Source organism: Salmonella sp. SAL03688 (assembly GCF_046551895.1).
Classification (GTDB): Bacteria; Pseudomonadota; Gammaproteobacteria; order Enterobacterales; family Enterobacteriaceae; genus Salmonella; species Salmonella enterica.
The window spans coordinates 262,721-277,238 of the sequence record NZ_JBGDVI010000002.1 but is presented as its reverse complement, the minus strand read 5'-3'; the positions used below and the strand labels follow the sequence as shown (position 1 = coordinate 277,238).

At 56.9% G+C, this 14,518-nt stretch carries 16 protein-coding genes; 6 read left to right on the top strand and 10 right to left on the bottom strand.

Annotated features, from left to right (window positions below; translation table 11 throughout):
* Window positions 1-21 precede the first annotated feature (21 nt).
* From hycI to hycA, 9 genes are all read right to left on the bottom strand, one after another.
* Entirely contained in the window at window positions 22-492 is a 471-nt protein-coding gene (gene hycI, locus ACLJR2_RS03140) for a hydrogenase maturation peptidase HycI (RefSeq protein WP_000132988.1), read from the bottom strand.
* Window positions 485-895: a formate hydrogenlyase maturation HycH family protein gene (locus ACLJR2_RS03135; protein ID WP_000003725.1), complete on the bottom strand. Its 411-nt coding sequence runs from the start codon at window positions 893-895 to the stop codon at window positions 485-487. The genes hycI and ACLJR2_RS03135 overlap by 8 nt, the downstream gene beginning before the upstream one ends.
* Window positions 892-1,659 carry a formate hydrogenlyase subunit HycG gene (gene hycG / locus ACLJR2_RS03130; RefSeq protein ID WP_000067419.1) on the bottom strand — a complete coding sequence of 256 codons (768 nt, stop codon included), beginning with the start codon at window positions 1,657-1,659 and terminating at the stop codon, window positions 892-894. Before hycG ends, ACLJR2_RS03135 begins: the two co-directional genes overlap by 4 nt.
* The gene (hycF, locus tag ACLJR2_RS03125) at window positions 1,659-2,201 is read right to left on the bottom strand and encodes a formate hydrogenlyase subunit HycF (protein ID WP_000493767.1); all 543 of its coding nucleotides are present in this window, start codon (window positions 2,199-2,201) and stop codon (window positions 1,659-1,661) included. Before hycF ends, hycG begins: the two co-directional genes overlap by 1 nt.
* A gap of 9 nt (window positions 2,202-2,210) precedes the next feature.
* On the bottom strand, window positions 2,211-3,920 hold the full coding sequence (hycE, locus tag ACLJR2_RS03120) for a formate hydrogenlyase subunit HycE (RefSeq protein WP_001288155.1): 1,710 nt from the start codon (window positions 3,918-3,920) through the stop codon (window positions 2,211-2,213).
* A gap of 17 nt (window positions 3,921-3,937) precedes the next feature.
* Entirely contained in the window at window positions 3,938-4,861 is a 924-nt protein-coding gene (locus tag ACLJR2_RS03115) for a respiratory chain complex I subunit 1 family protein (RefSeq protein WP_000110562.1), read from the bottom strand.
* Window positions 4,862-4,863: 2 nt separating this feature from the next.
* Entirely contained in the window at window positions 4,864-6,690 is a 1,827-nt protein-coding gene (gene hycC / locus ACLJR2_RS03110) for a formate hydrogenlyase subunit 3 (protein WP_000097041.1), read from the bottom strand.
* Window positions 6,690-7,298 (bottom strand): formate hydrogenlyase subunit HycB, encoded by a 609-nt coding sequence (hycB, locus tag ACLJR2_RS03105; protein ID WP_001079164.1) that lies wholly within the window; start codon window positions 7,296-7,298, stop codon window positions 6,690-6,692. Before hycB ends, hycC begins: the two co-directional genes overlap by 1 nt.
* A gap of 145 nt (window positions 7,299-7,443) precedes the next feature.
* Window positions 7,444-7,905, bottom strand: coding sequence for a formate hydrogenlyase regulator HycA (hycA, locus tag ACLJR2_RS03100; protein ID WP_000158075.1), 462 nt, complete (start codon window positions 7,903-7,905; stop codon window positions 7,444-7,446).
* Window positions 7,906-8,114: 209 nt separating this feature from the next.
* On the opposite strand from hycA, the gene hypA reads away from it, so the two are divergent.
* The 6 genes from hypA to flhA all read left to right on the top strand — a co-directional run bounded on the left by hypA (window position 8,115) and on the right by flhA (window position 14,100).
* Window positions 8,115-8,471, top strand: a complete 357-nt coding sequence (hypA, locus tag ACLJR2_RS03095) for a hydrogenase maturation nickel metallochaperone HypA (RefSeq protein WP_000544461.1) — start codon at window positions 8,115-8,117, stop codon at window positions 8,469-8,471.
* A gap of 68 nt (window positions 8,472-8,539) precedes the next feature.
* Window positions 8,540-9,412 (top strand): hydrogenase nickel incorporation protein HypB, encoded by an 873-nt coding sequence (hypB, locus tag ACLJR2_RS03090; protein ID WP_000337640.1) that lies wholly within the window; start codon window positions 8,540-8,542, stop codon window positions 9,410-9,412.
* Window positions 9,403-9,675, top strand: a complete 273-nt coding sequence (gene hypC, locus ACLJR2_RS03085) for a hydrogenase 3 maturation protein HypC (protein ID WP_000334871.1) — start codon at window positions 9,403-9,405, stop codon at window positions 9,673-9,675. The genes hypB and hypC overlap by 10 nt, the downstream gene beginning before the upstream one ends.
* The gene (hypD, locus tag ACLJR2_RS03080) at window positions 9,675-10,796 is read left to right on the top strand and encodes a hydrogenase formation protein HypD (RefSeq protein WP_001212962.1); all 1,122 of its coding nucleotides are present in this window, start codon (window positions 9,675-9,677) and stop codon (window positions 10,794-10,796) included. The genes hypC and hypD overlap by 1 nt, the downstream gene beginning before the upstream one ends.
* The gene (gene hypE / locus ACLJR2_RS03075; RefSeq protein WP_001059962.1) at window positions 10,793-11,803 is read left to right on the top strand and encodes a hydrogenase expression/formation protein HypE; all 1,011 of its coding nucleotides are present in this window, start codon (window positions 10,793-10,795) and stop codon (window positions 11,801-11,803) included. The genes hypD and hypE overlap by 4 nt, the downstream gene beginning before the upstream one ends.
* A gap of 218 nt (window positions 11,804-12,021) precedes the next feature.
* Window positions 12,022-14,100, top strand: a complete 2,079-nt coding sequence (gene flhA / locus ACLJR2_RS03070) for a formate hydrogenlyase transcriptional activator FlhA (RefSeq protein WP_000122677.1) — start codon at window positions 12,022-12,024, stop codon at window positions 14,098-14,100.
* A gap of 61 nt (window positions 14,101-14,161) precedes the next feature.
* On the opposite strand, the gene ACLJR2_RS03065 is transcribed toward flhA, so the two are convergent.
* Window positions 14,162-14,506 carry a nitrous oxide-stimulated promoter family protein gene (locus tag ACLJR2_RS03065; RefSeq protein ID WP_001117940.1) on the bottom strand — a complete coding sequence of 115 codons (345 nt, stop codon included), beginning with the start codon at window positions 14,504-14,506 and terminating at the stop codon, window positions 14,162-14,164.
* Window positions 14,507-14,518 lie beyond the last annotated feature (12 nt).

Genomic DNA, 14,518 nt, shown 5'->3' with positions numbered 1-14,518 from the left:
CTCCCTAAATATGTGCGAATTTTACGCCTCCGGCGCTTCCAGCGCGGCAAATCCGCCGTTTCCCTGCCAGCCTTCCAGGCGCTGATAGACGATATTTACCGCGTCCTTAATCGGTTGAGTCATCGGATAATAAAACCCGACGATATCCGGTTGGATACCAACAAAAATCACCTCGCCGACATCCTCTTTGAGCTGATCGACCAGGTAGTTGAGCGGCATATTGTGGGTGGTCATCATAAACATTTCGACGATATCATCCGGATCGATAATGCGGATCTCGCCCGGATTAAGTCCCATGTCGGTGGCGTCGACAATCAACAGACGCTGCGGGCGCAGTTCGCGAATCGCCACAATGTCGTTTTCCGGCGCGCTGCCGCCATCGATGACAACCCAGTTGCCCTTCGGCTGCGCCGCGCACATTTCCGCCAGTAACGGGCCTGCGCCGTCGTCGCCCATCATACTGTTACCGACACAGAGTAAAACGTCAGTCACGAAGCCTCCTCACCATCAGGTAGATGGCGCTTTCCTGATGAATGTCATGCAGCATACTGAGCATCAGTTTGCTCCATTCTTGCTGCTGCGGGGTCTGCGCGGCGCGCGCCTCATCAAACGCGCGCGCCAGCATTTGCACATGGTTGAAATCGATGACGATCTCGCCATACTTCGGCACGCCTTCCATTTTACGCCGGGCATCGCTACCGGCTTCCAGGGTGGCGATCCACGCCAGATACTCATCCCATGGGCAGGTGAGCGCGGCCTCCAGGCAATCGATAACCCCCAGGTGGTGACCAATCGCCAGGCTGTAATAGACAACCTGCTGCGCCTCGGCGGGCGTCGCATCGTTCTCATCAATAAACTTACGGCTCAGTTGACTGAACACCACCTGTTCGCTCATCGGATACGCGCCTCTTCAACAACATGATTGAGATGGGTGACAATTTCGGTTAAACGCGGATCGTTTTCCGCTTCCAGCCAACGCGCCACTTGCTGCTCGCCCTGCCCCAACTGTGTCAGGTAATCATCGGCGATCTGACGACCATAGCGATAACCCGCCAGCCGGCGCGCCGCGCGATCCACCTTCACGCGCAGCGGCTGCACCATATCCGGATGCAGGATCTCTGCGGGCTGATCGTCCAGCTCACCCGGCGCGCGGGCGTGGATTTTCTGCTCCAGCAGGCCAAGCGCCATCGCAAAGCCATACAGCGTGGCGGCAGGCGTTGGCGGGCAGCCTGGAATATACACATCCACCGGGACGATTTTGTCGGTACCGCCCCAGACGCAGTAGAGATCGTGGAAAATACCGCCGCTGTTGCCGCAGGCGCCGTAAGAGATACAAATTTTCGGATCCGGCGCCGACTGCCAGGCGCGCAGCGCCGGAGAGCGCATGGCGCGGGTCACCGCGCCGGTAAACAGCAGAATATCGGCATGACGCGGCGACGGTACTACTTTGATGCCGAAACGCTCGGCATCAAACAGCGGCGACAGCGTCGCAAAGATTTCGATTTCACAGCCGTTACAGCCGCCGCAGTCCACGCGGTAAACGTATGCCGAACGCTTAATATTTTTCAGTAGAGACGCCTTCATGCTGGCGATGGATTCATCCACCGTCATCGGTACCGGAATGCCGTTGGCGTCACGCGGGCCTAATAAATTGCTCATTAGCTGACCTCTTTCATATGGCGAGTCAGTTCAATACGGTCGGACGGCACCAGGCATTTCTGACGCTTACAGTCCGGGCAGGTCTCAAAGCTTTCGCGGTGGTTTTCCGCGCGGCTGTCGCCGTTGTGCGCAAGCAGCGCAATGGCGTAGTCAATCTCTTTCTGTACGGCGAAAGGACGATTGCACACGCGGCAATTGCACAGCGCAAAGCGGGACTGTTGCAGGAAGTCTTCTTTCTTCCACACTGCCAGTTCGTACTCTTGCGACAGTTTGATCGCCGCCGTCGGGCAAACTTCTTCGCAGCGGCCGCAGAAGATGCAGCGGCCAAGATTGAATTGCCACGCCAGCTCATTGGTCGCAAGATCGGTTTCCACCGTCAGCGCGTTAGACGGGCAGGCATTAACGCAGGCGGCGCAGCCGATGCACTGCTGCGGATTATGTTCCGGCTTGCCGCGGAAGTTTTTATCAACCGCAATCGGCTCCAGCGGATAAGACGAGGTCGCCGTGCCGGTTTTGATAACTTTTTTGATAAAGGTAAACATGGCGATTCCTTATTTCAGCGGCGAGTTTTTACGCTCAATGCTGTAGCGCTCAAGTTCTTTGTACGGCACGACTTTGCTCTTCTTCTTACGCACATCGACCACGGTCATCCGGTCGGTACAGGAGTAGCAAGGGTCGAGGCTGCCGATAATCAGCGGCGCATCGGAGACGGTGTTGCCGCGCAGCATATAGCGCAGCGTCGGCCAGTTGGCGTAGGTCGCCGCACGACAGCGCCAGCGGTACAGCTTTTGGTTGTCGCCGGTCATGCTCCAGTGGATATCATCGCCACGCGGCGCTTCGGCAAAGCCGAGCGCAAAACGGTGCGGAATATAGGTGAACCCTTCCACCATCAGCGGGCCGCCCGGCAGATTATCCAGACCGAAATCGATCATATTCAGAGAGGTGTAGACTTCGTTGATACGGACTTTCAGACGAGAAATCACATCGCAGCCCTGCTCGCTATGTACTTCCATCGGCAGCAGACCGTAACCGACAAACGGGTGATCGGCGCGGGTGTCGCGGGCGTGGCCACTGGCGCGCACCATCGGGCCGACATTACTGAAGTCGCGGGCAATTTCCGGGTCCAGACGGCCGATACCCACGGTACGCTGTTCCATATTCGGCGTGCTCAGCAGCATGTCCACCAGCTCCTGCACGTCACGACGCATCTGCTGCGCCAGTTGACGGGTCTGGATCATGTCCTCTTTGAGCAGATCGCGGCGAATCCCGCCGATCAGGTTCAGTCCGTAAGTTTTGCGCGCCCCGGTCAGTATCTCTGCCATTTTCATGGAGGTTTCACGCACGCGGAAGAACTGCATAAAGCCGGAGTCAAAGCCGGTGAAGTGACAGGCCAGGCCAAGGTTGAGCAGATGCGAGTGCAGGCGTTCCACTTCCAGCAGAATAGCGCGGATCATTTGCGCACGCTCCGGCACCTGAATGCCCATCGCGTTTTCCACGGAAGTGGTGTAGGCGGTGCTGTGGGCGAAGCCGCAGATACCACACACGCGATCCGACAGGAAGGTGACTTCGTTATAACCCATGCGGGTTTCCGCCAGTTTTTCCATACCACGGTGGACGTAGAACAGGCGGTAGTCGGCGTCGATAATGTTTTCGCCATCGACGAACAGACGGAAGTGGCCCGGTTCATCGGAAGTAACATGCAGCGGGCCAATCGGCACCACGTTATTTTTCTTGTCACCCAGCTCGTTAATGAACTCGTAGGTTTCCGCATCGGTGGTCGGCGCCGGGCGCTGACGATAATCCATACTGTCTTTACGCAGCGGATAGAGTTCATCCGGCCAGTCGTCCGGCAGCACCAGACGGCGCTCGTCCGGCAGACCGACCGGGATTAAACCGTACATGTCGCGTACTTCGCGCTCACCCCACACGGCAGCCGGCACGCGCGGCGTAACGGATGGGAATTCCAGCTTATTGGCATCCACTTCAACGCGAACGGTAATCCAGCACTTCGTGCCCTGCTCCATCGACAGCACGTAATAAACGGCATAGTGGCCGCACAGCTGGCGTTCGTCATTACCGAACAGCACCGACAGCCACCCACCCTGCTGGTAGTAAAGAAACTCCACCACTTCCGGCAGATAGTTCACTTTTACCGTAATAGTCAGCTGATCTTTGGTCTGCCAGGCTTCGTCCAGCACGACGCCCGGAAACGCCTGGTGCAGCGCCGCAAGGTATTGTTGACCTAATTTTTCTTCAGACATGCTCAAACTCTCTTAAATCACGCCGCCAGCAAGGAGACGAAGGCTAAAAACGCAAACCCAAAACCGGCCCAGGTCACGCGTGAAGTGGCGCAAAAACGCAGTCGCGCCATGCTGTTTTCAAACAGGGCGATCACCAGTACGCCGACAATCAGCTTGACGATGGCAATCACCAGCGCCAGCAACAGTCCGCCTGCGCTGAAGGTTTCCATCTGTCCCCACGGCAGAAACACGCCGACGAACATTTGCAGCACCACCAGTTGCTTAAGGCTGATGCCCCATTTCAGCACCGCAAAGCCGCTACCGCTGTATTCGGTCAACGGCCCTTCCTGCAACTCCTGCTCCGCTTCCGCCAGGTCGAACGGCAGCTTGCCCATTTCGATAAAGGTGGCGAAGGCGCAGGCGCACAGCGCCAGAATCAGCGGAATACTGCGCGCGACAGGCCAGTGATAAATGGTATCAGCGATATTGCTGATATGAGTTGAACCCGCCACCTGCGCGGCGACCCACAGACCCAGCAGCAGAATCGGCTCCACCAGCACGCCGAGCATCGCTTCACGGCTGGCGCCGATCGCGGTGAACGGACTGCCGGTATCCAGGCCTGCAATAGAGAAGAAGAAACGGGCGATGGCGAACAGGTAAATCAGGGTGATTAAATCACCCAGTTGCGGCAACGGAGATCCAACGGTGACAACCGGCAGCGCGGTGGCGATAGTCAGCATCACGCCGACCATCACAAACGGCGTCAGGCGAAAAACCCAGCCGGAATCAGCGGGCGCAATACTCTGGCGACCGAGCAGTTTGATAATGTCGCGGTACTCCTGCAACACGCCCGGCCCACGGCGATTGTGTAGACGGGCGCGCGCCACGCGAGTAATACCGGACAGCAATGGCGCAACGGCAAATAGCACCAGCGCCTGAATTAACGGATAAAACACACTCATTTTCAGGCTCCTCGTGAAACCACAATCACCACCAGCACCGCCAGCTCAATCAGCGCCAGACGACGGAACAGCACCGCGGCCGCCGCGTTCTGCCAGCCCGGCACCAGCGATACCGGGTTCAGCCATTTACGCAGTTTGAGTACCGGGGCAAAGGCCTCTTTCACCGGCATGGCGAAACCGTGCGCGGTAATCACCATCGACTGCTCATGGTCGTAGCCGCACACCCAGGCCGCGCCGCGAGAACGCGACGGCAGACGGTTGCCTTTGAACATCGCCATAATGATGAACGGCAGTAGCGGACAGGCGACCAACAGCAGCGTGATCATCGGCTGCGATACGGTGGTGTGCGCGGTTTCCAGCGGCAACGGTACCGCAGTGGAAATCATCGGCAGCAGCCACGGCGCGGCAACCCCGCCCAGTACGCAGCAAATCGCCAATGCCACCACGCTGACGCCCATCAGGATCGGCGCGCAGCTGGCGTTTTCAGCTTCCTTCGTGCGCGGCGCGCCAAGGAACGTCACGCCGTAAACTTTCGCCATACACATCACCGCCAGCGCGCCGGTAATCGCCAAGCCAACCGCCAGCAGCGGTCCTAACAGACGACCAACAAATGCGCCGCTGTTGCCCAGTTTGAAGAAGGACTGGTAAATCACCCACTCGCCGGCAAAGCCGTTCAGCGGCGGCAACGCTGCCATCGCCATCAGACCGACCAGCATGGCGATAGAAATAACCGGCATCCGTTTACCAATACCGCCCAGTTTTTCGATATCGCGATGACCGGTACGGAACCAGATGCTGCCCGCGCCCAGAAACAGCACGCTTTTGAACAGGCTATGGTTCAGCAGGTGATAGAGCCCGCCGGTCAGACCCAGCGCGATCAGTACCGGCTGATTGAGAGCAATCCCGGTAACGCCTGCGCCCAGACCGAGCAAAATGATGCCGATATTTTCCAGCGTGTGATAGGCCAGCAGGCGCTGAATGTTATGCTCCATCAGCGCGTACAAACCACCGACAAAGGCGGTGATCATCCCAAGCACCAACAGCGCCACGCCCCACCACAGCGGCGCATTGCCGCCAAGCAGAGATAGCGTGAGAATGCCCAGCAACCCGATTTTCATCACCACGGTCGAGAACAGCGCGGCGGCGGGAGCGCTGGCGTTGGCGTGCGCCTGCGGCACCCAACCGTGTAGCGGGATAATCCCGGCCAGCAGACCGAAGCCGATAACGCCGAGCAGCCAGATATCGGAGCCCAGCGGCAGTTGCTGAGCACGTTGATCCAGCAGCCCCAGATCCAGCGTGCCGTAGCGCTGCCACACCAGCCAGCAGGCGATTGCCAGCAGCAGCGTACCGAGACGGCCCAGCGCAAACCACAGTTTGCCCTCTTTGCTACCGCCGGTGAGGAACACGGCGCAGAGCGCCATGATTTCCGCCATCACCACCATCGTCCCCAGGTTACTGGCGACCACGGCGCAGACGGCTGCCGCCATCAGCAGGTTGATCAACAGTCCGTTGGCTTTTACCTGTGGATGGCGATGCCAGTCGATATTGAACAGGCTGACGAACAGGCCGCACAGCCCCAGCGTAATCAGCCAGATAGCATTCAGCGGCGTAATTTGCAGCATGTGACCGGTAAACGGCATCACGCCGCTCACCGTAACGGCGCTGGTCAGCGCGGTGAACCCCGCGCCTGCCGTACACAGGCTGCCGACCGCGCCGCCGATACCGGCAATCCAGCCGCTCAGCGCTTTATGAAACGAAAACAGAAACGCCAGAACGGCGGCGGCGGCAAACCACGCGACGCCGCTAGTAATCAGTGAAAGTGAACTCATTATGCATCCCCACTCTGAGCCTGCTGAAACAAGGTGAGATCGCCAAAATCGGTATTAAACGTCAGCTCACGTTTACGTTTGCTGGCGCGGGCGATATCCGTGTTCTCCACCAGGTGTAGCGCTTTAGTCGGGCACATCCGCACACAGGCCGGGCCTTGCTCGTCAAAGCTGCACAGGTCGCATTTCACCGCGATAGCGCGTACGCCCGGCACCCAGTCGAGCAACGTACTGACGCGCGCAGGCGCTGGCGGCGCGGGCGGCGCTTTCGGCGTATTGGCGTTCGCTGGAATATGCAGCGGACGGCTGCCGGAAAACTCAATAGCGCCAAACGGACAGGCAATACCGCACAGTTTGCAGCTCACGCACAGGCTTTCATTAAGCTGGACAGCGCCGTCAACGCGATTAATCGCGTTAACCGGGCATACCGTGGCGCATGGCGCATCTTCACAGTGGTGACAAAGCTGCGGCGCAGATTCTTTTTCATTCAGCATCACTTTCAGGCGCGGCATTGACTGCAGGCCATGCTGGCGATGCGTCTCTGAACAGGCGGCCTCACAGGTGTGGCAGCCGATACAGAGAGTGGAGTCAGCAATTACAAAACGATTCACCAGGCATTCCTCAGGTGATTGTCATTTTTGACGAAAACATGCCGTTGAAATGTCATTTTCGACACTTATCGACACGCCCATCCCCAAAACATTCATGACATGGCGCAACGCCATATCGAGAATCAAAGCGGGCAACACCTCAGGCTTATACCGCCGGGCTGTTTCCCTTTACCAATTGACGCAAATTAACCGGCGAGTTGGTTTCTACAGCGGTATAGAGGCTGTCGTAAACGCTGGCGATTTTTTCCAGATAGTGCTCCAGCACCTGCTCGCGATCGCGGTTGTTAACCCGTTCGTCAACCTTGCCGTCGATATCGAGCTGCGCCTGTGCAATCAATTGTTTATCTTCGCCATCTTTGGTTTCAACGTAGTACTCAATGGTGTGGCTGTTAAAACCATCCGCCAACGCGACGTAAATACGAAAGTGCTCAAACAGGACAAAGCAAAGATCCCTTTCCGGCGCGCAGCTCATTGCGTGATGCAGGCGCGCTTTCGAGAGGGTGATCCCCTGAACCAGCGAGTTGCAGTAAATATGCCACTGGTCCTGTAGGCGACGATGCCGTTGCGCGATGTAATCGGCCTTTTCGCTTATTTCCCAAATAGTCATGTCAGGTTACCCGTTTAACAGAGATGCCTGCGTTAAGCATTTTCCATGCCAATTTTTAACTTATTGTTTTTAATAGCAGACGAGCGCAGTTACTGCCGTTTCGACGCGGTGACGACATGTCATTTCGTCATCGTCGACATTAACCTGCCATGGGATAAAAATATTGGCATAAATATTGCTTTACAGGGGCAACCACTACGGGAGGCGATATGCACGAAATCACCCTCTGCCAACGGGCACTGGAATTGATTGAACAACAGGCTTCAGCATACGGTGCAAAACGTGTGACAGCCGTCTGGATCAAAATTGGCGCATTTTCTTGCGTGGAAACCAGCGCTCTTTCCTTTTGTTTTGATCTGGTATGCCGCGGCACGATAGCAGAAGGTTGTAAACTGCACCTCGAAGAACAGGAAGCCGAATGCTGGTGTGAGCATTGTCAACAATATGTCACGTTGTTAACCCACCGTGTACGTCGTTGTCCGCAATGTCATAGCGATACGCTGCGAATTGTGGCCGATGACGGCTTACAAATTCGGCGCATAGAGATTGATGAAACTGAAGATTAATGCCGGATAGACGCTCGCGTCGCCATCCGGCAGAAAGCCTGTAACAAGAAAAAGATCAGGAGTAAGCGATGTGTACGACTTGCGGTTGCGCTGAAGGCAACCTTTATATAGAAGGCGATGAACATAATCCGCACTCAGCGTTTCGTAGCGCGCCCTTTGCCCCAGCGGCTCGCCCGGCGCTGAATATTACCGGCATTAAAACGCCTGACTTTGCCCCAAGTCAGACCGCAGAAGGCGATCTGCATTACGGCCACGGCGAAGCCGGAACCCACGCGCCTGGTATGAGTCAGCGGCGGATGCTGGAGGTTGAAATCGACGTGCTGGACAAAAATAATCGTCTGGCTGAGCGCAACCGCGCCCGTTTCGCCGCCCGCCAGCAACTGGTGCTCAACCTGGTGTCCAGCCCCGGGTCCGGTAAAACCACCCTGCTGACTGAAACGCTAATGAAATTGAAAGACCGTGTACCGTGCGCGGTGATTGAAGGCGACCAGCAGACAGTGAACGACGCCGCCCGCATCCGCGCTACCGGCACGCCCGCCATTCAGGTCAACACCGGTAAAGGCTGCCATCTTGACGCGCAAATGATCGCCGACGCCGCGCCGCGCCTGCCGCTGGATGACCGCGGTATTCTGTTTATCGAAAACGTCGGTAATCTTGTCTGCCCGGCCAGCTTCGATCTGGGCGAAAAGCATAAAGTCGCAGTGCTTTCCGTGACCGAAGGTGAAGATAAGCCGCTGAAGTATCCTCATATGTTTGCCGCGGCGTCGCTCATGCTGCTCAATAAAGTCGATCTGCTGCCCTACCTCAATTTTGACGTTGAGAAGTGCATCGCCAGCGCGCGTGAAGTGAACCCGGAGATTGAAATTATCCTGATTTCCGCCACCAGCGGCGAAGGCATGGATCAGTGGCTGGCCTGGCTGGAGGCGCAGCGATGTGCATAGGCGTGCCGGGTCAAATCCGCGCCATTGACGGCAATCAGGCAAAAGTTGACGTCTGCGGCATTCAGCGCGACGTCGATCTCACATTAGTCGGCAGTTGTGATGAAAACGGTCAGCCGCGTCTGGGTCAGTGGGTGCTGGTTCATGTCGGATTCGCCATGAGCGTCATTAACGAAGCGGAAGCGCGCGACACGCTCGACGCGCTACAAAATATGTTTGATGTTGAGCCGGACGTCGGCGCACTGCTGTATGGTGAGGAGAGATAATGCGTTTTGTTGACGAGTACCGTGCGCCGGAACAGGTAATGCAGCTCATTGAACACCTGCGTGAACGCGCCGCCCTTCTTCCTTACACTGCCGAACGTCCGTTGCGCATTATGGAAGTCTGCGGGGGTCATACCCACGCAATTTTTAAATTTGGTCTCGATCAGTTACTGCCCGAAAACGTGGAATTTATTCACGGCCCCGGTTGTCCGGTCTGCGTGCTGCCGATGGGACGCATCGACAGTTGCGTGGAAATCGCCAGCCATCCGGAGGTGATTTTCTGCACCTTTGGCGATGCCATGCGCGTGCCGGGGAAACAGGGTTCTCTGTTGCAGGCTAAAGCGCGCGGCGCGGATGTCCGTATTGTTTACTCTCCGATGGACGCGCTGAAGCTGGCGCAGGATAACCCGACCCGCAAAGTGGTATTTTTCGGGCTGGGCTTTGAAACCACCATGCCGACCACAGCCATCACGCTACAGCAGGCAAAACAGCGTGACGTGCGAAACTTCTACTTTTTCTGCCAGCACATTACGCTGATCCCGACGCTGCGTAGCCTACTGGAGCAGCCGGACAACGGCATTGACGCCTTTCTTGCGCCAGGCCACGTCAGCATGGTCATCGGCACCGAGGCGTACCAGTTTATCGCCGCCGATTTTAATCGCCCGCTGGTGGTGGCTGGATTCGAACCGCTTGATCTACTGCAAGGCGTGGTCATGCTGGTTGAGCAGAAAATAGCGGCCCTAAGCCAGGTTGAAAACCAATACCGTCGCGTGGTGCCGGATGCCGGAAACATGCTGGCGCAGCAGGCCATCGCCGATGTGTTCTGCGTTAATGGCGATAGCGAGTGGCGCGGTCTGGGCGTGATTGAATCCTCCGGCGTCCACCTGACGCCAGAGTATCAGCGCTTTGACGCCGAAGCGCATTTCCGCCCAGCGCCACAGCAGGTCTATGACGATCCGCGCGCCCGCTGCGGCGAAGTGCTGACCGGCAGATGCAAGCCGCATCAGTGCCCGCTATTTGGTAAAACATGTAATCCAGAGACCGCGTTCGGCGCGCTGATGGTCTCTTCCGAAGGCGCATGCGCCGCCTGGTATCAGTATCGTCAGCAGGAGTGTGAAGTTTGAACAATATACAACTCGCCCACGGCAGCGGCGGCCAGGCTATGCAACAGTTGATTAATAGCCTGTTTATGGAGGCCTTTGCCAACCCGTGGCTGGCGGAACAAGAAGATCAGGCGCGTCTGGAGCTGGCGCAACTGACGGCGGAGGGCGACCGTCTGGCGTTTTCTACCGATAGCTATGTGATTGATCCGCTCTTTTTCCCCGGCGGCAATATCGGCAAACTGGCGATTTGCGGTACGGCGAACGACGTAGCGGTGAGCGGCGCGATCCCCCGCTATCTCTCCTGCGGCTTTATCCTTGAAGAAGGGCTGCCGATGGAGACGTTAAAAAGCGTGGTCAATAGCATGGCGGCGACCGCGCGGGAAGCGGGTATCGCCATTGTAACCGGCGACACCAAAGTTGTGCAGCGCGGCGCGGCGGATAAATTATTTATCAACACTGCCGGCATGGGGGCGATTCCCGCCGATATTCGCTGGGGCGCGCAAACGCTGAGCGTTGGCGATGTGCTGTTAGTCAGCGGTACGCTTGGCGATCACGGCGCCACTATCCTCAACCTGCGCGAGCAACTGGGACTGGATGGCGAGCTGGCGAGCGACTGCGCAGTATTAACGCCGCTAATTCAGACGCTGCGTCATATTGACGGAGTGAAGGCATTGCGTGACGCCACGCGCGGCGGCGTGAATGCGGTCGCCCATGAGTTTGCGGCGTCCTGCGGTTACGGTATTGAATTGTCCGAATCCGCACTGCCGCTCAAACCTGCCGTGCGCGGCGTCTGCGAGCTGTTGGGGCTGGATGCCCTGAACTTTGCCAACGAAGGAAAACTGGTGATTGCCGTTGAACGGCAGGCCGCAGATCGGGCGTTGGCGGCATTACGCGCGCATCCGCTGGGACGTGATGCGGCGCTGATTGGCGAAGTCGTGGAACGCAAAGGCGTTCGCTTAGCCGGACTCTATGGCGTGAAGCGAACCCTTGATTTGCCACACGCCGAACCATTACCTCGTATATGCTAGCAGCCTGTTGGCAGCATACTGTAGGCCGGATAAGACGCATTTGCGTCGACATCCGGCATTAACGCTGCATTAACGCCTGATGGCGCTTTGCTTATCAGGCCTACGGAGTGTGTGACCAGCGAGCTTGCGGTCAGCCATCCGGCAATAACTTACGACTTATACCTATAATTCATTTACCGTTTTCGCACCGTTTTGCGGTATTTTCCTGGAAAAGCAACATGTCGTATACACCCATGAGCGATCTTGGACAGCAAGGCTTGTTCGATATCACTCGTACCTTATTGCAGCAGCCCGATTTGGCGTCGCTCAGTGAAGCGCTTTCGCATCTGGTAAAGCGTTCAGCGCTCGCCGACAGCGCCGGCATTGTGCTATGGCAGGCGCTGTCGCAACGCGCACAATATTATGCGACGCGAGAAAATGGCCGTCCTGTTGAATATGAAGATGAAACCGTACTGGCGCACGGCCCGGTACGTCGCATCCTTTCTCGCCCCGATGCATTGCACTGTAATTTCCATGAGTTTACCGAAACCTGGCCGCAGCTTGCCGCGAGCGGCCTCTACCCTGAATTTGGTCATTACTGTCTGCTTCCTTTAGCCGCGGAGGGCCGTATTTTCGGCGGCTGCGAATTCATCCGTCAGGAAGATCGCCCCTGGAGTGAAAAGGAATATGACCGTCTGCATACGTTTACCCAAATTGTCGGCGTGGTCGCCGAGCAAATTCAAAACCGGGTAAACAATAACGTCGATTATGATCTGTTGTGCCGCGAACGCGATAACTTCCGTATTCTGGTTGCGATTACCAACGCCGTCCTGTCGCGTCTGGATATTGATGAACTGGTAAGCGAAGTCGCAAAAGAGATCCACCACTATTTCAATATCGACGCAATCAGCATCGTGTTGCGCAGCCATCGCAAAAATAAGCTGAATATCTACTCCACCCACTACCTTGATGAGCATCATCCGGCGCACGAACAGAGCGAAGTCGACGAAGCCGGCACGCTCACGGAGCGCGTCTTTAAAAGTAAAGAGATGCTGCTTATCAACCTCAACGAACGCGATCCGCTTGCCCCCTACGAACGCATGCTGTTCGATACCTGGGGCAATCAGATCCAGACGCTTTGCCTGCTGCCGTTGATGTCCGGCAAGACGATGCTTGGCGTGCTCAAACTGGCCCAGTGCGAAGAAAAAGTGTTTACCACCGCCAACCTCAAGCTGCTGCGTCAGATTGCCGAACGGGTAGCCATTGCCGTGGATAATGCGCTGGCCTATCAGGAAATCCACCGACTGAAGGAACGCCTGGTCGACGAAAACCTGGCGCTCACGGAGCAGCTTAATAACGTCGACAGCGAGTTTGGCGAGATCATCGGACGCAGCGAAGCGATGTACAACGTGCTAAAGCAGGTTGAGATGGTGGCGCAGAGCGACAGTACCGTACTGATTCTGGGCGAAACGGGAACCGGTAAAGAGTTGATTGCCCGCGCCATTCACAACCTGAGCGGACGTAGCGGGCGCAGGATGGTAAAGATGAACTGCGCCGCGATGCCGGCGGGGCTGCTGGAAAGCGATTTGTTTGGTCATGAGCGCGGCGCGTTTACCGGCGCCAGCGCGCAGCGGATTGGCCGTTTCGAGCTGGCGGATAAAAGCTCGCTGTTTCTGGATGAAGTGGGCGACATGCCGCTGGAGCTACAGCCTAAGCTGCTGCGCGTCCTTCAGGAGCAAGAGTTTGAACGTCTCGGCAGCAATAAACTGATCCAGACCGACGTGCGGCTGATCGCCGCGACTAACCGCGATCTGAAAAAAATGGTCGCCGATCGCGAATTCCGTAACGATCTCTACTATCGGCTGAATGTTTTTCCGATCCAGCTTCCTCCGTTACGCGAACGTCCGGAAGATATACCACTACTGGTCAAAGCATTCACCTTCAAAATCGCCCGCCGAATGGGGCGTAATATCGACAGCATTCCCGCCGAAACGCTGCGCACGCTCAGCAGCATGGAATGGCCGGGGAACGTTCGCGAACTGGAGAATGTCGTCGAGCGCGCCGTGCTGCTGACGCGCGGCAATGTGCTACAACTGTCGCTGCCGGATATTACCGCCGTAACGCCCGATACCTCGCCTGTTGCGACTGAAAGCGCCAAAGAAGGCGAAGATGAATATCAGCTTATTATACGCGTTCTGAAAGAGACCAATGGCGTAGTGGCTGGACCAAAAGGCGCGGCGCAGCGTCTGGGGCTTAAACGAACCACCCTGCTGTCGCGTATGAAGCGATTGGGTATTGATAAAGACGCGTTAGCGTAACGGGTTGCCGGATCTGATCCGGCCTGGAGATGATGCGCGCCGTAGGCCTGGCGCTTCCCCTTCACTTCTTGCGCTGATATTTTTCCGGCAATTCCGGAACGGGGCGCTTATCGTCGATAAGGTGCCGCACGGTCAGGACAGGGTGTCGCCAAAGCATTCGCGGACCTGCCCAACGCATAATCTGCTTCATCTCCTCGCGTTTAGCCGGCTGATAGCAGTGCACCGGGCACTGCTTACAGGCGGGTTTTTCCTCGCCAAATACGCATTTATCAAGACGTTTTTGCGCGTAGGCGTACAGCGCGTCGTAATGCCCCTGCACCGCTGACGCCTGTGGGCACTGGCTTTCATACAGCGCGATCATTTTTTTGATCGTCAGTTTTTCACGAGCGATACGTTTACCAGGCATCGTGCTCTCTCC